A 20,405-nucleotide genomic window follows, 5' to 3' on the forward strand; every position below is an offset into this window, starting at 1 on the left:
TATTGTAAAAGCTAGGCGGTTGCCTGGCTTTTTTGGTCGAAAAAATCAGCTAGCCAAGCTAACTGATTCTTATCTATTTATGATTTTTATTTTCTTTATCAGGGGTCAGGATCATGGGAATGATGATTGGTTCACGCTCGGTCTTTTCGTATAGGAAAGGACGGATAGCGTTGACAATGGCACCATTAACAGACTGGATACTAGCTTCTTTGTTTTTAAGAGCAATCCGAATAGCATTGAACAAAACACGTTGGCATTCACGGATAAGGTCTCCTGATTCACGCATATAGATAAAACCTCGACTGAGGATATCTGGACCAGCAAGAATCATTTTGGATTTGAAATCAACAGTTGCAACGGCAAGTACAACTCCATCCTCTGATAAATCTTTACGGTCACGAAGAACAGCAGCGCCTATATCACCAATGCCATTACCATCAACGTAGATGTCTTGCGCGTTGAAGTGACCAGCGCGGCGAGCAGAGTCTTTGGTTAGAGCTAGGACATCACCGTTTTCCATGATGAAGATGTTGTCTTTCGGAACACCGGTATCAATAGCAAGTCCAGCATGGACTTTTTGCATACGGTACTCTCCGTGAACGGGCATGAAGTATTTGGGTTTTATCAAGCGGAGCATGAGTTTTTGCTCTTGTTGACCACCGTGTCCAGAAGTATGGATATTATTAATCTTACCATGGATAACTTCAACACCAGCTTCTTGAATGGTATTGATCAACTTGTTAACGCTGGTTGTGTTACCAGGGATTGGGCTTGATGAGAAGATCACAGTATCGCCAGGTTGCAAGGTTACTTGGCGGTGCATACCGTTTGCAATGCGGGCAAGAGCAGCCATTGGCTCACCTTGAGAACCTGTACACATGATAAGGATTTCACTAGCATGATAGTTTTTCATTTCGCTAGGCTCAATAATAGTTCCTTTTGGAACCTTGATGTAACCAAGTTCAACACCGTTTACGATAGCTTTTTCCATTGAACGTCCAAAGACAACAATCTTACGTCCTGTTTTCACAGCAGCTTCAGCAGCTTGTTGTAAACGGAAGATATTTGAAGCAAAGGATGCAAAGATAATACGTCCGTCAATGCCTTCAATGAGTTTCATGATAGATTGACCAACTACTTTTTCTGAGTTAGTAAAAGTAGGGACTTCTGCATTGGTAGAGTCAGAGAGGAGACACAGAACGCCTTCTTCACCAAGGGCTGCCATTCGGTGTAAGTCAGCAGGCTCACCAACAGGTGTAAAGTCAAACTTGAAATCTCCGGTACAGACAATTTTCCCTTGAGGAGTGTGAATAACAATTCCTAAGGGTTCTGGAATAGAGTGGGTGGTACGGAAGAAAGTAACGCTAAGGTTTTTAAAAGTTAGCTCAGTATTATGATTAATTTCAAATAACTCAGCATCTCTCAATAGTCCGTGTTCTTCAAGTTTGCCACGGATTAGGGCAAGGGCGAGAGGTCCAGCGTAAATAGGTATATTGGCCTGTTTGAGAAGGAAGGGAATACCACCGATATGGTCTTCGTGACCATGTGTGATGACCAGTGCTTTGACACGGTCAAGGTTTTCAACGATGTATGAATAATCAGGGATGACATAATCAATCCCTAGCAGATCGTCTTCAGGGAATTTAATACCGGCATCAACAATGATGATTTCATCTTGATACTCAATTCCATAGGTGTTTTTTCCAATTTCTCCCAAACCACCAATCGCATAGACCCCAACTTCTTCGGGTTTTAGATTGATATTTGACATAGTTTCTTGACGTTTCTGTTAACGTCAGTCCTTTCTATCTAGTTTGGATTAGAATGTTGTGAGTTTGAAAACACCTTTTTCTTTTTCGTATTCAAGGTGTTTATCTGATAATAAGTCGATATGTTCGATGTTAAAAGCGGTATTTTCTTCAATGAGTTTACGAGCTTTGATACGGCCTTCTAACTCCTCTTTAGCATCGATGTCAACATAAAGTGATTGCGTGGTTTCACGACGTGGGTTACGTTCTTTTGTTTCTTGGTAGAAAATTTTGTAAATCATAAAATTCCTTTCTGGTTTGGTCAATGGCTGACAATAAAAGAAGACAACCTGTCTGGTTAGGTTGACTCAATGTGTTGATGTCTGTGTCATGCGTTAACCGTGATATCGTTACAATTATCTTAAATTATACCATAAAGGCAAGGTATAGTAAAAACATTGATGAGAAAACTTTCCAGGACTAGGCTGTTTTTAAATGTGATATAATAAAGGAATAGTTAAACAAGAAGGAAGTTCTCATGAAAGTTTTAGCATTTGATACCTCAAACCAAACTTTGGCAGTAGCGCTTTTAGAAGGTGAACAATTACAGGCAGAGACGTGTCTTACCGTTAAGAAAAATCATAGCATCAGCTTGATGCCAGTGATTGATTTTCTTATGCAACAAGTTGGTTGGCAACCTGCTGATTTGGATCGTATTGCAGTGGCACAGGGACCAGGTTCCTATACGGGTCTTCGCGTGGCGGTAGCAACAGCTAAAACTCTGGCTTATAGTCTCAAAATTGATTTGGTAGGCGTGTCTAGTTTGCAGGCTTTAGCCTTACCAGTGACTTCATCTGCTGTGTTAGTACCACTCATAGATGCTCGACGTCAGCATGCCTATGTTGGTTTCTATCAAAATGGACACCCTATAGCAGAGGATCATTATGCCAATATAGATGAGATTATCGAGCAAGCTAAATCTTATGATCATGTTTGTTTCGTTGGAGAAGTGGATGCTTTTGTGGAGACGATTGCGACGGATTTTCCAGAGGCTACTTATGAAGCTAGTCTTCCATCAGCTTATGAGATTGGAAAATTAGCCTTGAACTTGCCGAGTGCTGATGTTGATGCTTTCTTGCCCAATTACTTGAAAAAGGTAGAAGCGGAAGAAATTTGGTTAAAAGATAATCAAGCGGGTAATAGAGATGACTATATCAAACGGGTCTAACCTCTCAAAAGATCAGCTTATTGAGGGGATATTTAAGATCTTAGAGGATGCCTATGGTCAGTCACCCTGGTCTAGGCAGCAGATTCTGGCTGATTATAATCAAAATAATACGGACTATTTTTTTCTGTCTGAGAATGATCAGATTATTGGTTTTTTGGCTCTTCAAGGGCTTTTTGGAGAGATGGAGTTAACCAATATTGCTGTATTGCCATCTTATCAAGGAAGAGGCTTGTCCAAACAATTAATGGCAAATTTAGAAGCCATGGACGAGCCTATTTTTTTGGAAGTTAGAACGTCTAATAAAAAAGCTCAAAACCTTTATCAGCAATTTGGCTTTAAGAAGGTAGGTTATCGAAAGAATTATTATCATCGCCCCACAGAAGATGCTGTATTAATGAAACGGGAAGCAAGGTAGTGTTAGGAGAAGGAGTTAATATGTCTGATCGCTATATTTTAGCCATTGAGAGTTCTTGTGATGAGACTAGTGTGGCTGTTCTAAAAAATGAATCAGAGTTGTTGAGTAATATTATTGCCAGTCAAGTAGAGAGTCATAAGCGTTTTGGAGGTGTGGTTCCTGAGGTAGCCAGTCGTCACCATGTCGAAGTGATTACGACTTGTATTGAAGATGCTTTAGTGGAAGCTGGGGTTAAAGCTAAGGACTTATCGGCAGTAGCAGTGACTTATGGACCAGGACTTGTTGGAGCTCTACTTGTTGGGGTATCAGCTGCTAAAGCCTTTGCTTGGGCACATGGTCTGCCCTTAATCCCTGTTAATCATATGGCTGGTCATCTGATGGCAGCGCGTGAACAAAAAGAACTAACCTATCCACTGATGGCGCTTTTGGTATCAGGTGGACATACGGAGCTTGTCTACGTATCGGCACCAGGCCAGTATCATATTGTCGGTGAAACTCGCGATGATGCGGTCGGTGAAGCTTATGACAAGGTTGGACGTGTCATGGGACTGACTTATCCAGCAGGACGTGAAATTGACCAACTAGCCCATAAAGGCAAAGACGTGTATCATTTTCCAAGGGCTATGATCAAGGAAGACCACTTAGAGTTTTCATTTTCTGGTTTGAAGTCTGCCTTTATCAATCTGCACCACAATGCAGCTCAAAAAGGAGAAGACTTGGTCTTGGAAGACCTATGCGCCTCCTTCCAAGCTTCTGTTATGGATGTTCTTCTAGCCAAAACCAAAAAAGCTTTGGAACGGTATCCTGTTGAAACCTTAGTGGTTGCTGGTGGCGTTGCTGCCAATGCGGGGCTACGTGAGCGCCTGTCGGAAGAAATAAAGGATGTAGATGTTATCATTCCTCCATTGCGCCTTTGTGGAGATAATGCTGGAATGATTGCTTTTGCTGCGGCGATTGAATATGAGTTAGACCACACCGCTGAGCTTGATTTAAATGCTAAACCCAGCCTAGCCTTTCCAGTTTATGAAGTTTAGAGCCTATCAACACAGCTTGAGTTCAAGTTGTGTTTTTGTTATAATCAAAAAATATTCTGAAAATTAAAGACAGAGATGAAGGAGGCTTATGGATAGTAGAGAATTTTTTAGAGGAGTAAGAGCCTCCCTGCCTACGGCTGTTGGCTATGTCTCTATTGGCCTTGCTTGCGGCGTTGTCGGTTCTAGTAGTGGGTTGACGACTTGGGAAATGGGGTTGATGAGTCTTCTTATTTATGCAGGATCATCACAATTTGCCTTTGCTGCACTGGTCTTAGCCAACGCTAGCCTAGTTACCTTAACACTGACGATTTTTTTAATCAATTTGCGTCATCTTTTGATGAGTCTGCATGTGACAACCATCTTTAAAAAGGTTTCTTTGGTTCAAGGCATTGGTATCGGAACCTTGCTAACAGATGAAAGTTATGGTGTTTTACTAAATGAGCAAGCCCACCAGAAAACCATTTCAACGTCTTGGATGCATGGCAATAATATTATGGCTTATTTAAGCTGGGTTTTGGCAGTTGTCTGTGGGGCGCTTGTTGGTTCTTATATTCCAAATCCTGTGTCTCTAGGGTTAGATTTTGCTTTAGTAGCTATGTTTGTGTCTATTTTTGCGAGTCAGCTGACGGGGATGCTTCGCTGGTTAGGGGGGCAGAAGATAGCAATGATTCTAGGTGCTGTTGCAGTATCGTATTTGCTTTTGACCATCGTTCTTTCAGACTCCATGGCTGTTTTAGTAGCAACCTTAGCGGGATGTGCAGTGGGGGTGAGAATTGATGACAACTAAGACCATTTTATTGGGGATATTCCTTGGTGCACTCGTTACCTGGATTCCTAGAGTCTTCCCGTTTATTTTGACAAAGTATAAAGGACTTCCAGAACCGCTGATTCGTTTCCTTAATTACCTACCGATTAGCATTATTTTTGCCTTGACCCTATCTAGTTTAGTTAAGGGACAAAGAGGCCAGTTGCCACAATTCAACTGGTTGGACATATTAGCGGTGATACCGACCTTTTGGGTGGCCACTAAGCACCAAAATATGTTGCTGTCGGTTTTGACAGGAATTGTCACCATAGCTGTGTTACGCTTGGTATTCTAAGAGAATTTTAGTACAATTTTGGTAAGAAAAGAGGTTCCTATGTTACATTTTGAAAATGATTATAATGAAGGTGTTCATCCAAAACTGTTAAGGGCCATTGTCGATACTAATGAAGTCAATCAAGCAGGCTATGGCTTTGATGATTACACAGATCAGGCTATAAAAAATATTCGTCAGGCTATTGATTGTCCCCATGCTCAAGTGCAATTCTTAGCGGGTGGCACACAAACCAATCAAGTAGCGATTGCTAGTTTATTGAAATCTTACGAGGGTGTGATCTCAGCAGATACGGGACACATTGCGACGCATGAAGCAGGAGCTATCGAATTTGTTGGCCATAAAGTTATAACGCTACCCCAGCAAGCAGGCAAAATTTCTGCCAAAGCCGTATCAGAATATTTGGAGACTTTTTACAATGAGGATACCTTTGAGCACATGGTTTTTCCGGGGATGGTCTATATCACCCATCCGACGGAGTATGGGACACTTTATAGCAAGAAGGAACTAACTGCCTTGGCTTCTGTCTGTCGCCAATACGATATTCCGCTTTTCCTCGATGGTGCCCGTCTTGGATATGGACTGGCTGCTCGGGATAATGATGTCACTCTGAAAGATATTGCTGAACTTTGTGATGTTTTTTATATCGGTGGGACGAAACTTGGCGCCCTAATTGGAGAAGCCTTGATTTATACGAAGGCTAATATGCCTAAGCATTTTCCAACCATGGTGAAACAGCACGGTGCACTCTTAGCTAAAGGACGTTTAGTTGGTCTTCAGTTTGAACAATTCTTTACAGATGATTTATACCTGAAGATTGGCCAACAAGCTTTACACTTTGCTGAGCAATTAAAAACAATTCTCAAGGAAAAAGGCTATCGCTTTTATTTGGAAAGTCCAACCAATCAACAGTTCGTTATTATCGAAAATAAAAGGTTAAAAGAACTACAAGAAAAAGTAGTTGTGAGTCTCTGGGAAAAATATGATGAGCATCATACTGTGGTTCGTTTTGTGACAAGCTGGTCAACGAAGCAAGAAGATATGGATGCTTTAAAAGCAATCTTATAAGGTACTCAAAAAGGTGTCGATTACTAGCTCGACACCTTTTTGGTGATAAAAACTTTAATATGCTAAGATGATAAGAATAACTGCATCATAGAGGACATGCAGTTAACAACGCATCATCGGCTAAAAATTACCAGCTGGCTTTTTTGACACCTGGAAGTTGTCCTTTGTGAGCTAATTGACGGAAGTTAATCCGGCTGACACCAAATTTACGCATATAAGCGTGTGGACGACCATCGATTTTATCACGATTTTTCAAACGATTTGGGTTTGAATCACGAGGTAATTTGCGAAGAGCTTCGTAATCACCTTTTGCTTTTAACTCACGGCGTAAGTCAGCGTATTGCTCAATTAATTGTAATTGTTTTTCGTAACGAGCTATTTTAGATTTCTTTGCCATATTGACCTCCTGTTATTTTGCTTAACTGGTTAACTATTAAAGTCTATCAAAAAATAAAAAAAGTAGCAAGGAAAACTTGTTACTTTTTAGGATTTAATAATGCAGGGCACCAGCTACCCAGCCAGAACAAAGGGCAGAAGTGATATTAAAGCCACCTGTGTGGGCATTGATGTCTAAGACTTCACCAGCAAAGTGCAGTCCAGGAACTTTTTTACTTTCGAGGGTTTTAGGGTTGATTTCTTTCAGATCGACGCCTCCCTTAGTTACAAAGGACTTGGTTAGATTCATCTTACCAGTGACAGGAATCTGGGTTATCTTGAGTTTGTCCACTAAACTTTCGGTTTGTTTAGGATCCATTTGTTTGATTTTTTCGGGCAATCCTTCTGAGAAAAAGTCAGCTAGACGTTCAGGAATAAGGGGTTTGAGACCATTTTTAATCGACTTGTTACGATTTTCTGTGAGATACTGGTTGATTTCTTCTCTTGTCATTTTGGGGAGCACATCCAGTGAGAGGATTTCACCGCCACGAACAAAAGAAGACATGCGTAAGGCAGCAGGTCCAGACAGACCAAAGTGGGTAAAGAGCAAATCATGGGTAATCACATGCTTGTCATAAGAGAGGGTGATGTCATCAAGGGAAATGCCCTGTAAGGGTTTATGAGGGAAATCGGTCAAAAGTGGGCTTTCGGCGGCCTCAATTTCGGTAACTTCCAGCTTGAAATGACGAGCGATATCGTGCCCAAAACCAGTCGAACCAGTCGAAGGATAGGCTTTTCCTCCGGTAGTCACAATCAATTGGTCACAGGTGAATTCGGTATCGATAGATTTGACAATGAAAACAGAGTCATTTTTCTTAACCGAAACGACTTCAAACTGAGTTTTGATTTGGCCACCTAGTTCTAGAATTTTAGTTTCCAAAGCTTGGATAATGGTACGTGATTTGTCCGTAGTAGGAAACATGCGTCCGTGATCTTCTTCTTTTAGTTTGACACCGTTATCTTCAAAGAAAGCGATGATGTCATGGTTGTCAAACTGAGAGAAGACGCTATAAAGAAAGCGTCCGTTGCCAGGGATACCTTCCATGAGATCCTCAAGGGTTCCGCTATTGGTGACATTGCAACGGCCACCCCCTGTGCCAGCTAATTTTTTACCAAGACGGCGATTTTTTTCTAGTAAGAGGGCTTTTTTACCATGAAAGGCGCTAGAGATGGTCGCCATCATACCAGCAGGCCCCCCACCAATAATAATAGTATCAAAATGTGTCATATCCTTATTTTAGCATAATTTTAGACAGTAAATCGTTAGAAAGGACTTTTGCAAAGTGCTTAGCCAAGGATAAATTGACATCAAAAAGCCTTTGTGTTACTATTTTTATAAGAAAAATCAGTAAAAAGAGGGTAAGATGGCTATTGAAAAGACTGTCAGTGAATTAGCTGAAATTTTGGGCGTTAGTCGTCAAGCGGTTAACAATCGTATCAAGACACTTCCTGAAGAAGACATCGAAAAAAATGAAAAAGGGGTTACGGTTGTCAACCGCAAGGGACTTATTAAATTGGAGGAAATCTACAAAAAGACCATTTTTGAAGATGATCCTATTGATGAAGAAACAAAGCAACGCGAGGTTTTAGAGCTTCTGGTTGATGAGAAGAATTCTGAAATCACCCGTCTTTATGAGCAGTTGAAGGCTAAAGATGCTCAGATTGCTGCTAAAGATGAACAAATGCGTGTCAAAGATGTTCAGATTGCTGAGAAAGATAAGCAGATCGATCAGCAACAGCAGTTGACTTTAACAGCTATGCAGGATAAAGAAACCTTAAAATTAGAATTGGAAGAAGCCAAAGAAGAGGCTAACCAAGCTCGAACGGAAGCGCAAGAAATTCAAGAAAAACATGAAGAAGCTGTTAAAAAAGGGCTGTTTACTCGTATGTTTAAAAAAAATAGATAACCTAATGACCCGTCAGGGTCTTTTTTTAGAAGAAGAGGAAGAGAAATAATGGAAAATTTAAACCAATATGTGGCATTTGATTTAGAATTTAATACAGTGAATGAGGTCAGTCATATCATTCAAGTATCAGCAGTCAAGTTTGTCAATCATGAGGAAATTGACCATTTTGATAGTTATGTTTATAGCGATGTTCCCTTGCAAAGTTTTATCAATGGCTTGACGGGGATTACGGCTGATAAAATCACTCAGGCGCCTAAGTTAGACAAGGTACTAGCTGATTTTTTAGCTTTTGTTGACGGATTTTCTCTTGTGGGTTACAATGCCCACAAGTCAGATCTACCGATTTTAGCTGAAAATGGTCTGGGTTTATCGGATCGTTACGCGGTTGATCTTTATGATGAAGCCTTTGAGCGTCGTAGTACGGACCTTAACGGGATTGTCAACTTACGTTTACAGACTGTGGCCGAGTTTTTAGGTATTTCTGGTAAGGGGCATGATAGTCTTGAAGACGCTAGAATGACAGCGCGTGTTTATGAAGCCTTTTATGAGTTGGATAGCAACAAGTCTTATTTATCAGAGCAGGAAGAAAGTCATGGTGATAATCCGTTTGCTGCTTTGGGTGGTTTTTTTGATTAATGGCTCTGCTATTTTAAAAAAAGATAAAAATTACCTTAGGTTAGGTCTTGTTTGTGACCTTGGGTGATATGGTAAGCTACAGGAGAACAGAGTTTGAAGACTTTGTATCTTACCATAAAGGAGGTGAAGAGATGTCTGTAACCTATACAACAGGGGAAATGGCTAAACTAGCAGGGGTTTCCATTCGGACTGTTCAATATTATGATCAGCGTGGTATCTTGACACCAAGTGACCTAACAGAAGGTGGTCGTAGGCGTTATTCTGATAAGGATTTAGAGCAGCTCAAATGGATATGTTTTTTGAGAGATCTTGACTTCTCATTGAAAGCTATTCAAGATATTTTGACGGAAGACCATTCAGAGCAAGTTTTACAATTGCTATTAGAAGGTCATATCATTGAACTGAAGCAGGAAATTGACCAAAAGCAGCTTAAACTTGACACTGCTGTCAACCTACTTGACAAGCTAGAACGACAAGAAGATTACTCTGTTGCAAGTTTACAAGATATGTCGCTCATCATGAAAAATAAAAAAGTACATCGCAAGCTTCAACTGAAAATGTTGGCTACACTGTTTACATTTATCCTAGCGTTGCTTGCTAGTATTTGGTTGGCTAAGCAATTTCCACAGTTAGAGTGGCTAAAAGTATTAGCTGTAATGGTCGGTGTGATTTATGTTGTAGGTCTTATTTGGTTGACCTATTACTTTTATAAACAATTAGTATATCTCTGTCCAAATTGTCATAGGACTTTCCAACCTAGTTATTGGAAATTTGTTAAGGCACCGCACACACCTAGGACACGTAAATTAACCTGCCCACATTGTCATGTTAAATCGTCATGTTTGGAATTAGCTAAGAAAGATTAGCAAAAAAGCCTTTTCCCTGTGGAGAAGGCTTTTTCTGAGTTTTAGAATGGTAATTTATTAGCAAATGCTCCCATTGTTTTTTGAGTAGCGTCATCAATTTGTCCGAGGGCATCGTTGATAGCTTGTGTAGTCATATCTTGAAGTGTTTCTACATCTTCAGGATCAACGATTGCTTCAGCGAAAGTGATATTGGTTAATTTCTTATCACCTGAGAATTCAACGACAACCAAGTCTTGTGCTGATTTACCAGTGAAAGTAGTAGCAGCAAGCTCCTCTTGTTTTTTCTCCATTTGCTTTTGGAGTTTTTGCGCTTGCTTCATCATGTTTTGCATATTCATCATAATAGTTTTAAGATTCCTTTCGTATCAAGGGGTTAGCCTTGTTTCTTTTAGAGCTATTTCCACTATAACTAGGTAGGGGTTAGTGGATGTCTAACTGTTATTATATCATGTTTGGTGTTTAGTTCAAAATTGTTATAAACAGCATTTGAGTATTTTTATTATACAAGTGATAGGTGATATAATTAATTTATATGCAACTATAGTGTTTTTGAGTTGTTAAATATAAAATAAAAATAAAATTCAGAAAATTACCAAAAAGTATTCCTTTTTAACAAAAGTTGTGTTAAACTAGCTAACATACTAATTTTTAGAAAATTTTGTCGCTTCAATGAAGAAATAAAAGGTAGGAGAGATGCGTATGGTATTTTTTAATAAACCAACTTGGAAACGTTTAGGATATGGTGCAGTTGCCTTTGTCTCTGTGGCTATTTTGGGAGCTTGTGGTAATGGTAGTTCTTCTAAGTCTTCTGATGAGGCAAAAGAGACGATCAATTGGTACATTCCGACCGATATTTCGACACTAGATATTTCCAAAAATACAGATCAATACTCAAATGTCGCTATTGGAAACTCAGGGGGCAATTTATTACGTCTGGACGGAAAAAATGGGACTCGTCCTGACTTGGCCAAAACCGTTGACGTCTCTAAAGATGGCTTGACCTACACAGCGACACTGCGTGATGGGCTTAAATGGTCAGATGGCAGTGCGTTAACTGCGGAAGACTTTGTTTACTCATGGCAACGTATCGTTGATCCTAAGACAGCCTCAGAGTATGCCTATTTAGCTGTTGAGGCTCACCTAGAGAATGCGGATAAGATTAACAATGGAGAGGAAAAAGATCTCAACAAACTTGGTGTCAAAGCAGACGGCGATAAGGTTATCTTTACTCTGACCAATCCTGCACCGCAATTTATCAATTACCTTGCTTTTTCTAACTTCTTACCACAGAAAAAATCATTTGTTGAAGAAACTGGTGAGAATTATGCCACTACATCAAAAGATATGCTTTATTCTGGACCTTACAAAGTTGAGGGCTGGGACGGCTCAAACGGTGGCTTCAAACTAGTTAAAAACAAAGAATACTGGGATGCCAAAAATGTTGAAACACAAACGGTCAATGTTGATGTTATCAAGAAACCAGATACGGCTGTACAAATGTATAAACAAGGCGATTTAGACTTCGCTGACATCTCAGGAACCTCAGCTATCTACAATGCCAATAAGAAAAATAAGGATGTCGTTGATGTACCATCTGCGCGTACAACTTACATTGTTTACAATCAAACTGGCGATGTTAAACCATTGATGAATGATAAGATTCGTCAAGCACTTAACCTTGCAACTGACCGTGAGGGAGTCGTCGAAGCTGCTGTTGATACGGGGTCAATTCCCGCGACAGCTCTTGCACCGACTGGTCTTCAAACTTTGGAAAATGGAGAGGACTTAACGGATTTTGTAGCCCCTGGTTATCAATACGATGCCAAAGAAGCAACGAAACTCTTCAAAGAAGGATTGAAAGAGCTTGGTCAAGATTCGTTAACATTGACAGTGACAGCTGATTCAGATTCACCAGCGACTAAAAATGCTGTTGACTACCTCAAGAGTACGTGGGAGGAAGCCCTTCCTGGATTGACCGTTGAAGAAAAATTTGTGACCTTCAAACAACGCTTGGAAGATACTAAAAACCAAAACTTTGAAGTTGCTCTTGTTTCATGGGGAGGTGATTACCCAGAAGGGTCAACCTTCTATGGCCTCTTTACTTCTGATGCGGCCTACAATTATGGTAAATTCTCAAGTGAAGATTACGATAAGGCTTATCAAGCTGCCATCACTGAAAATGCGATGTTCCCAGAAAAAGCTGCCGAAAACTATAAAGAGGCTGAGAAAGCTTTGTATGAGAAAGCCCTTTACAATCCAATTTACTACCTCAACTCACAAGGATTACAAAATCCAGACGTGAAAGAATTGGTCCGTAATTCAACTGGACTAACAGTAGATTTCGTTCACGCGCACAAATAAAATGAAAAGGCAACACTTTTCTGTACAATTTTTATAAAGTGTTTTTGTTAAGCGATCACTCGCCTAGCCATGGGGGTTTGATAGTTGAGACTACCGTGAATGCGATGATGATTCCACCAGTGGACGTAGTCCTTGGTTTTGAGAGTTAGTTCTTCAAGCGAATGAAAGATTTCTTGATTAATAAACTCAATTTTAAAGGAACGATAAGTACTTTCAGCCACGGCATTATCATAAGGACAGCCTGCTTGACTAAGTGAACGGGTAATTCCAAATGCTCCTAACACCTCATCAATCAGCTGATTATCAAACTCCTTACCACGATCAGAATGGAAAAGATTGACCTTGGTTAGGGCATAAGGGATACTCTGAATCGCTTGCTTTACGAGCTCTGCAGTCTTCTGCCAACCGACTGACAGACCAATGATTTCACGATTATAGAGGTCTATTATCAAGCAAACATAAGCCCAGCGCTTACCAACACGGACATAAGTCAAGTCTGTTACAATCGCTTCAAGTGGTCTTTCTTGATTGAATTGTCTGGCTAAGCGATTTGGAATGGGTGCTTCATTTTTCCCTTTAGAATGCGACTTGAAGGTAGTCTGCTGGTAAACAGATACGAGATTCCATCGCTTCATGATCCGACGAATGCGACGACGAGACAAGAGGATTCCTTCTGTTTCCAGACATTTCTTGATCTTTCGAGCACCATATCTAGATTTGCTCTCAAGGAAAATCTGCTTAACTTTTTCTTCAAGCTCTGTTTTCGATACTGGCTCTATGGCTTTGTAGTAATAGCTGGAACGAGGGAGGTTCAACCAACGACACATGGCTGAAATGCTGTATTTATCCTTGTTAGCAGTGATTATTTGCCTTTTTGTGCCATAATCACTGCCGCTTGCTTTAAGATGTCTAGCTGCATTTCGAGTTCTTTATTGCGTTTTCTAAGGGCTATTAGCTCCCGTTGGTCATCTGTTAGATTATCAACCGATTTGAAGGAACCAGTTGTTTTAGCTTGTCTCACCCATTTGTCGAAGGTTGAGGGGGTTAAATCATATTCTTTGATGATTTCGCTACGTTTCATACCTGCATTGTGAAGGTCAACGATTTGTTGTTTAAAGTTATCTGTGAATTAACGACGTACTCTTCTAGACATAAATTTCTCCTGTTTTTGATTACTATTAGAACACTTTATAAATTCTGTCTAGTTTAGTGTAACCGATTCAAAAATTTAAAAACGTTAGATTGAGGAATCTAGCGTTTTTTTAAGTCTATTAACAATGGCTGTTAGTAGGAAGCTGGTTAACAATTGGATGGGAGAAATAAGAAATCCTGTTGGAATTCCTAGCAGCTAACCGTATGGCATAGGTTGTCCTTGGCCAGATGAGAAGCCGTCTGACTAGTACTCTTGTTTTAATATAGCGAATTGACATAAAACAGTGCAACGATGATATAAGCTTGGCATGACCTTTTCACTAGTTTTTTGTAAAATAACCCCGAAAAAGATTGAATGGTATGGCTTTTCTTGAAGCCCTGTTATCCTATTGCTGTTTCAGTCGACGACACGGGTAAGTTTTAATCCGTCTGTTAAGTTAGGGGAAAGTCAGATGATGTTTGATTGATCTAAGCATTGCAAGATTGTTTTTTTAAGCAGTGTCAGTCACATGAATTTATGTCAAAAAAGTTAGTTATACTGATTTAGCTTAACTTTTTATTTATTTCTGTTATCATGGAGTAGTGAGCGTTTTGGTGGAACTTGTGATATAGTGATGGTAAAGTTAACTGATGGACCGAGTGATTGCTGTCTGATAGAAAGTTTTGGGAGTCTTGTTCGTTTTTGTTCTCTTTGCTATTGTAGCATCACAGTGACACTTATCAAGAAATTTATTGACAGAAAGGAAAGTTTTAATGCATGCATTATTAGAAATTGTTATTATCTTAGTAGCTAGTTTGCTAGCAGGAGCGGTTTCCTCACGTTTGAATATTCCTGCCGTTGTTGGCCAACTATTGATTGGTATTGTTATTGGACCGCCTATTTTAGGATTGGTCCACAATGGCGAAATTCTCCACTTCTTATCAGAACTTGGGGTTATCCTGCTGATGTTTATGGCTGGTTTAGAAGCTGATTTCAGCTTGTTGAAAAAGTACCTCAAACCTAGCTTGCTAGTGGCTATTACGGGAGTCATCGTTCCTCTGTTCGTTTTTTATTTTCTAACACAAGTTATGCAATTCAATGTTAGTCAATCTATTTTTTACGGCTTAGTTTTTGCAGCAACAAGTATTTCAATCACTGTTGAAGTTCTTCAAGAGTATGATAAGGTATCTACGGATGTGGGTGCCATCATTATCGGCGCAGCCGTTGCAGATGATATCATTGCTGTATTGCTGCTTAGTTTCTTCGTCTCATCATTAGGTTCAACAGAGAATATCAGCCTTCAATTGGTGGCACAATTATTATTCTTTGTTTTCTTATGGTTGGCTATCAAAGTTCTCATTCCTTGGATGATAAAACGCTTGGAAGTCCTTGCTTCTAAGAATCTTATGTTTTATGTCGCTTTGATTATTTGTTTTTCACTGTCTTGGTTAGCTGATCAAGTGGGGTTGAGTTCTATCATTGGTTCATTCTTTGCAGGCTTGGCTATTGGTCAGACAAAACAAGGTCATTCTGTGATGAGACGTGTCACTTCATTTGGTTATAGTTTCTTCATCCCTATTTTCTTTGCCTCTATCGCTTTTCCTTTGCGATTTACGGGATTACTGGAACACTTACCAATGATCATAGGCTTCACTATTCTAGTAGTTTTAACAAAACTAATTCCTGGTTATTTTGTTGGCCGTAGTTTCAAGTTTCCTAAAATGGAATCCCTAACTATTGGTGGCGGGATGGTCAGCCGAGGTGAGATGGCTTTGATTATTATTGGTGTGGGGCAAGCTGCTCATATTATTGGTAATAGAGTTTATTCAGAGTTGGTTATCATTACGATTGCCTCTACCATCATTGCTCCCTTCATTTTGAAGTATTCCTTTAGAAGTTCTAAGGGTCCTCAAAAAGGTTTGAATTCGACAGATGGCTATTAAATAATCCAAAAAATCCCTACACTACAATGTGCTAGGGATTTTTGAATTGAGTGCTTAATCGTGGGGAATGACTATTTGAGACTGTCCAAGATCAAGGGTTAATTGATAATTTGAATTATCTCGGATAGTGTGCTCAAAATCGGTTGTGTATAAGATAACCTGCAGTTTAGCACCGGCTTTGATATCGTAGATACTTGGTTGAAGTTCCAGTGAGAAGTTCATCCACTCGTCAGGAATAATGTCCTCAACGGTAAGGAGGTTATTACGATTTTGAAGATTGATGTGTCCTTTAGTGATAACACGTGATGCGGCTTCTTTAAAAGGTAATTCCTTAAGAGCCTCCATTTGGAAGAATCGACCGTTATCAACACTGTTACCACTAGGAACGGGGATAGCTTGGAGGTATTTCTGGGTTCCTACTTCAAGGATTTGAGCGGAAAGAAGACCTCTATCAGTGCTTGATTTAAGCCTTAGTTCAAGTTTGATGCGACCGTTGATACGTAGAGATTTTGGGAGTTCTAAATCAATGGTTACTGCATTTGCTTTGTCGCTAAATAAATCTGTTTTAAAGCTATTAAACTCTTTTCCATAACGAGAAAAATCTTCGTCATGGTAATGGTTGTCAATGGTTTTCAAATCAGAACCTAATGGATAGCTTTGATAGTCATTACTGCCAAAGCTATCAAGTTCTTGCCAAGTTTGGGCAGCGGTATTATCTTGCCAAATCACAGTTGGTAAGTCAAAAGAATTTTCTTGTCCTAAGATTACCTGACTCAAGAGGGCATTCATACTTTCTCTAAAGTCTATGGATTGCCAAGCATTCATATAAACGTGGGCACCATGGTGGAGAAAGAGGTGTTTTGAGATGGTTTCAGGAAGAGCATTGAACATATTGTAAACATTGATTGGCTTGACGTTCCAGTCTTGAGTACCATGGGTAAAGACCATACGCGCCTTGACCTTATCGGCGTGTATTAGGTAGTTACGGTCATGCCAAAATTGATTATAATCGCCAGTTTCTCGAGAAATAGCAGCGCTTTGTTCCTTGAGTTGTTCTTGATACTTAGTATTTTGACGGAGGTAATCTCCAGCAGAAAGATTGCGAGAGTAGGTAAATTCAGTCAAGGTATCTAAGTCTTCGCCAGGATAGCCGCCAGGACTGGTAACAAGGCCATTTTCTCGATAATAGTTGTACCATGAGGAGATACCAGCTTCAGCAATGACGACTTCAAGCCCTTCAACGCCTGTCGTCGCTAGGGCATTTGACATGGTTCCTAGATAGGAGAGGCCGGTTGTGACCACCTTACCAGTCGCCCAAGTAGCTTTAATATGACGCTTGCGATCGTGACTTGTAAAAGCACGAGTACGCCCATTCAACCAATCAATGACTGATTTGTAGGCTTGAACTTGGTGATAATCCCCTGTTGTCATAAAGCCGTCAGATTGGATGGTGCCAATACCTGATACGTAAACATTGGCAAATCCACGCGCGAGCATGTAATCGTTGAGAGTGTAACTATTTGGGTAAAGGAAAGTTTCTTCTGTTTTTTGGACCTCATCGACCGTGCTATCCGATGTTAAAATCGTAATGTCTTGAGTTTCGACAGAAATGTTACCAGCTTCTTTTTTAAGGAGTTTACCTTCCATTTTGTGGGTTAATTTATCACTGGCTGGCTCGTTGACCCCTTGATGATAGGGACTAGCTGTCATCATGGTAGGCAATGCTAGATCAGTTTTTGGTCTGATAACAGAGACTTTAACAAGATCTACCTGTCCATCCTTATCAGTATCAACGCCAGACTCTACATAGACGACTTCACGAATGACATCAGTAGTATCAAAGCTAGCCAAACTCTTACCATTGAAATACCTGTACTGATTAGTTATAGGAATAAGATGTTGAGCGACAAGGCTATCGATTAAGGTATTACCGGATTTAGTACGAGTGGCTAATAGATGATAGAGTGGTAAGATGCTATCTTCAAATATTACTGGAAAAGCGATTTCCTTGATAAATTGCTCAGTATTTGTAAAGTCAACATTTGGAATGAAGCCCAGTAGCTGAAGTGCTATTGTATTAAAATGAGTTCGAGTTAAATCAGCATCTGATTGGAAGAAAGTGAGTAAGTCAGTTTCAAAATCTGAAATCAATAACGATAAGGCATAATTGGTATCTTGATACTGTAAGGATAGGATATGACGCACTAGAGTTTCAAGGTTTTGCTTGAGATTAGCTTTACTCGAGACAGCAAACCCAAGGTCGCCCAGTTCTGCAAGGGCCATTTCAGGAGAAGTAGGTATATAGCTATATTGATTATATTTCATAAAAAGAGCTCCTTTAAGTAAACGTTTTAATTGTTAAGATTACCTTTACTTTATTCATTATACTTGATAAAATGAAGGTTGTCGAAAATAAAAAAATCGCTAAATTGAAAGGATTACACAAAACATGGATGTTACATGGACTGTAAAGTATATTACAGAATTTCTAGGAACAGCAATTCTTATCATTCTTGGTAATGGTGCTGTTGCCAATGTTGAACTTAAAGGAACCAAGGGGCACGCTAGTGGTTGGTTAACAATCGCTATTGGTTATGGTATGGGGGTAATGATCCCAGCCTTGATGTTTGGTAACGTGTCTGGTAACCACATCAACCCAGCGTTCACACTTGGTTTGGCTGTGTCAGGCTACTTCCCATGGGCTCAAGTTGCTCCTTACATTGTTGCTCAAATTCTTGGAGCAATGGCAGGTCAAGCAGTAGTGGTTGCTACTCACCGACCTTACTATATGGAGACAGAAGAATCAAATGCGATTCTTGGCTCATTTTCTACTATTTCATCACGCGACAATGGCATTATTGATACGCGTAAAGGTGCTACAATCAACGGTTTCATCAACGAATTCTTTGGTTCATTCGTCCTTTTCTTTGGTGCAGTTGCTATGACCAAAAATTACTTCGGTGCTGAAGCTATCCAGTTTATATCAAAACAAGGTGTAGACGTAGCAGCCCTTAATGCAGGTCAAAAATTGCAAGGAGGTTTGATTGCTTCTACTTCAGCAGGTTCAGCAGTTTCTCACATGGCTCTTGGTTTCCTTGTGATGGCACTTGTGACGAGTCTTGGAGGTCCTACGGGTCCTGGTCTGAACCCTGCACGTGACTTCGGTCCACGTTTGCTTCACCACTTGTTGCCAAAATCAATTCTTGGACAACACAAATCAGATTCAAAATGGTGGTATGCTTGGGTTCCAGTAGTAGCTCCTATTCTTGCAAGTATCGCAGCGGTAGCTCTTTACAAACTACTTTACGCCTAATTCAAATACAAAAAGAAATCCTTGAAATGATTATTCAGGGATTTTTTGTGTATAACGGTTCTGTCGTAGATCCGAGGTGTCATTTCTGGCTCTTTGTCAACCCACTACAGTTGACAAAGAGCCTAAAATACCCCAAGAAAAGTATTACTTGATGGCGATACTTTTCTTGAGGTATTTTTGTCCTATCCTTGTTTTATAAAACGATTATTGACGTTTTGGCAAAAAAGTTGGGATAGCCATCTCTTTGTGCTTTGTAAGCATAGATGACTGTCTCGTTGTTTTGTGTTTAGTGATGCCGAGTTTGTTTGTCTTTTAGCTGAGGTTTTAAAGATGATCGAATGAGCATGCTTCCAGTAAAGATCACAATAATGATGACCAGAACCTTTAAGCTGTTGAGGTTGAGATTTGACAAGAAGGCAACGGCAATTAAGACACCAACAATCCCCCCCAAGACCATACCTGCATAGCCATTCCAACTGACGCGATTACTTTTTATAAACTGAGTGGTTGATGCAGTCATAATCATAGCAGCATCAAGCATCATAACAGGCATAGCAACTGCAGGACTTAGCCCCATGAGTGAGAAGAAAATGAGTTCAGGGGCATAGTTACCAAGCCCCATAGTCATCAATACACCGATGATTAGATTAAAAATGACACCGACGATTAGCCAAATGCCCTCCAAGCCATGGGCGCTTTCGACAATATCGGAACCAGGATTACTCCACATACGGTAAATGCTAATAAAGGCAGCAATGATAAGCAAGGTCCCCAGTATTCTTTGGACAGTTGGAGTATGCCAGTTTTTAGTGATTCTAGTACCAAAAAGAGCTCCTACGAAAGAAGCAGCGGCCATACTGACTAGGGTAAGGGGTTCCACGTTAACAACTAAAATAAAACAAAGCGATTGTACTAATACAGGGATGACATGCACAGCATTCATAGTTCCTGGAAGTTGACTATCATCATCAAGCATTTTGGTTACTTTGAATAAGGTTGTTGTCGTGGCAAATGATCCAATACCAAGCGTATCTAATAAATCGGTCGTCAAGCCAATCCCAAAACCAGTCCAAAAACGTTTGAAGGGATTAATATGATTCTTCTTGATATGAAAAATGAGATAACTTGCAATGGTGATAATGGCTATTACTAAAAAAAATTGTATGAGATGTAAGATCGTATTATCAGTCATTCTATCAGTTTACTGAAAAAATGATGAAAT

Annotated in this window: 20 protein-coding genes; 12 read left to right on the forward strand and 8 right to left on the reverse strand. The window is 40.0% G+C overall.

Features of this window, described 5'->3' with window-relative positions; all coding sequences use genetic code 11:
- Positions 1 to 73: 73 nt before the first annotated feature.
- A complete protein-coding gene (gene rnjA / locus A2G56_RS08550) occupies positions 74 to 1,771 on the reverse strand; it encodes a ribonuclease J1 (RefSeq protein WP_062711521.1) in 1,698 nt (565 codons plus the stop codon).
- 48 nt (positions 1,772 to 1,819) lie between these two features.
- Positions 1,820 to 2,050, reverse strand: coding sequence for a DNA-dependent RNA polymerase subunit epsilon (locus A2G56_RS08555; protein WP_062711523.1), 231 nt, complete (start codon positions 2,048 to 2,050; stop codon positions 1,820 to 1,822).
- A 236-nt stretch (positions 2,051 to 2,286) separates the two neighbouring features.
- On the opposite strand from A2G56_RS08555, the gene tsaB reads away from it, so the two are divergent.
- From tsaB to A2G56_RS08585, 6 genes are all read left to right on the forward strand, one after another.
- Positions 2,287 to 2,976 (forward strand): tRNA (adenosine(37)-N6)-threonylcarbamoyltransferase complex dimerization subunit type 1 TsaB, encoded by a 690-nt coding sequence (gene tsaB, locus A2G56_RS08560; protein ID WP_062711525.1) that lies wholly within the window; start codon positions 2,287 to 2,289, stop codon positions 2,974 to 2,976.
- A complete protein-coding gene (gene rimI, locus A2G56_RS08565; RefSeq protein WP_062711528.1) occupies positions 2,954 to 3,391 on the forward strand; it encodes a ribosomal protein S18-alanine N-acetyltransferase in 438 nt (145 codons plus the stop codon). The genes tsaB and rimI overlap by 23 nt, the downstream gene beginning before the upstream one ends.
- A 20-nt stretch (positions 3,392 to 3,411) precedes the next feature.
- Positions 3,412 to 4,425, forward strand: coding sequence for a tRNA (adenosine(37)-N6)-threonylcarbamoyltransferase complex transferase subunit TsaD (gene tsaD / locus A2G56_RS08570; protein ID WP_062711531.1), 1,014 nt, complete (start codon positions 3,412 to 3,414; stop codon positions 4,423 to 4,425).
- A gap of 88 nt (positions 4,426 to 4,513) precedes the next feature.
- Positions 4,514 to 5,212: an AzlC family ABC transporter permease gene (locus A2G56_RS08575; RefSeq protein WP_062711534.1), complete on the forward strand. Its 699-nt coding sequence runs from the start codon at positions 4,514 to 4,516 to the stop codon at positions 5,210 to 5,212.
- Positions 5,202 to 5,525, forward strand: a complete 324-nt coding sequence (locus tag A2G56_RS08580; protein ID WP_062711537.1) for an AzlD domain-containing protein — start codon at positions 5,202 to 5,204, stop codon at positions 5,523 to 5,525. The genes A2G56_RS08575 and A2G56_RS08580 overlap by 11 nt, the downstream gene beginning before the upstream one ends.
- Positions 5,526 to 5,564: 39 nt before the next feature.
- A complete protein-coding gene (locus tag A2G56_RS08585; protein ID WP_062711540.1) occupies positions 5,565 to 6,590 on the forward strand; it encodes a threonine aldolase family protein in 1,026 nt (341 codons plus the stop codon).
- Positions 6,591 to 6,717: 127 nt separating this feature from the next.
- Here A2G56_RS08585 and rpsN read toward each other — a convergent pair whose 3' ends face one another.
- Complete coding sequence (gene rpsN / locus A2G56_RS08590; RefSeq protein WP_062711543.1) at positions 6,718 to 6,987, reverse strand: 30S ribosomal protein S14; 270 nt, start codon at positions 6,985 to 6,987, stop codon at positions 6,718 to 6,720.
- Between the two features lie 93 nt (positions 6,988 to 7,080).
- Positions 7,081 to 8,253 carry an aminoacetone oxidase gene (gene aao / locus A2G56_RS08595; RefSeq protein WP_062711546.1) on the reverse strand — a complete coding sequence of 391 codons (1,173 nt, stop codon included), beginning with the start codon at positions 8,251 to 8,253 and terminating at the stop codon, positions 7,081 to 7,083.
- A 136-nt stretch (positions 8,254 to 8,389) separates the two neighbouring features.
- Here aao and A2G56_RS08600 point away from each other — a divergent pair, with 136 nt between their 5' ends.
- From A2G56_RS08600 to A2G56_RS08610, 3 genes are all read left to right on the forward strand, one after another.
- On the forward strand, positions 8,390 to 8,932 hold the full coding sequence (locus A2G56_RS08600; protein WP_062711549.1) for a DUF536 domain-containing protein: 543 nt from the start codon (positions 8,390 to 8,392) through the stop codon (positions 8,930 to 8,932).
- 48 nt (positions 8,933 to 8,980) lie between these two features.
- Positions 8,981 to 9,568: a 3'-5' exonuclease gene (locus A2G56_RS08605; protein WP_062711552.1), complete on the forward strand. Its 588-nt coding sequence runs from the start codon at positions 8,981 to 8,983 to the stop codon at positions 9,566 to 9,568.
- A 131-nt stretch (positions 9,569 to 9,699) separates the two neighbouring features.
- Positions 9,700 to 10,434, forward strand: coding sequence for a MerR family transcriptional regulator (locus A2G56_RS08610; protein ID WP_062711555.1), 735 nt, complete (start codon positions 9,700 to 9,702; stop codon positions 10,432 to 10,434).
- 41 nt (positions 10,435 to 10,475) lie between these two features.
- Here A2G56_RS08610 and A2G56_RS08615 read toward each other — a convergent pair whose 3' ends face one another.
- Positions 10,476 to 10,775: a YbaB/EbfC family nucleoid-associated protein gene (locus A2G56_RS08615; protein ID WP_062711558.1), complete on the reverse strand. Its 300-nt coding sequence runs from the start codon at positions 10,773 to 10,775 to the stop codon at positions 10,476 to 10,478.
- Positions 10,776 to 11,133: 358 nt separating this feature from the next.
- Between A2G56_RS08615 and A2G56_RS08620 the strand changes: the two genes are divergently transcribed.
- On the forward strand, positions 11,134 to 12,795 hold the full coding sequence (locus A2G56_RS08620) for a peptide ABC transporter substrate-binding protein (RefSeq protein WP_062711561.1): 1,662 nt from the start codon (positions 11,134 to 11,136) through the stop codon (positions 12,793 to 12,795).
- 47 nt (positions 12,796 to 12,842) lie between these two features.
- On the opposite strand, the gene A2G56_RS08625 is transcribed toward A2G56_RS08620, so the two are convergent.
- Positions 12,843 to 13,900 (reverse strand): IS3 family transposase gene (locus A2G56_RS08625; protein WP_237334445.1). Its coding sequence is split into 2 segments (ribosomal slippage): positions 12,843 to 13,672 and positions 13,672 to 13,900, totalling 1,059 coding nucleotides; the frame shifts between segments, so codons are not numbered across the junction.
- An 800-nt stretch (positions 13,901 to 14,700) separates the two neighbouring features.
- Between A2G56_RS08625 and A2G56_RS08635 the strand changes: the two genes are divergently transcribed.
- Entirely contained in the window at positions 14,701 to 15,870 is a 1,170-nt protein-coding gene (locus tag A2G56_RS08635) for a cation:proton antiporter (protein WP_062711567.1), read from the forward strand.
- 54 nt (positions 15,871 to 15,924) lie between these two features.
- Here the strand turns inward: A2G56_RS08635 and A2G56_RS08640 are convergent, their stop codons facing one another.
- Positions 15,925 to 18,195, reverse strand: a complete 2,271-nt coding sequence (locus A2G56_RS08640) for a Xaa-Pro dipeptidyl-peptidase (protein WP_062711570.1) — start codon at positions 18,193 to 18,195, stop codon at positions 15,925 to 15,927.
- A 124-nt stretch (positions 18,196 to 18,319) separates the two neighbouring features.
- Here A2G56_RS08640 and gla point away from each other — a divergent pair, with 124 nt between their 5' ends.
- Entirely contained in the window at positions 18,320 to 19,183 is an 864-nt protein-coding gene (gene gla / locus A2G56_RS08645; RefSeq protein WP_062711572.1) for an aquaglyceroporin Gla, read from the forward strand.
- A gap of 286 nt (positions 19,184 to 19,469) precedes the next feature.
- On the opposite strand, the gene A2G56_RS08650 is transcribed toward gla, so the two are convergent.
- Entirely contained in the window at positions 19,470 to 20,375 is a 906-nt protein-coding gene (locus tag A2G56_RS08650; RefSeq protein ID WP_062711575.1) for a sulfite exporter TauE/SafE family protein, read from the reverse strand.
- Positions 20,376 to 20,405: the final 30 nt, after the last annotated feature.

Source organism: Streptococcus halotolerans (genome assembly GCF_001598035.1).
Taxonomy (GTDB): Bacteria; Bacillota; Bacilli; order Lactobacillales; family Streptococcaceae; genus Streptococcus; species Streptococcus halotolerans.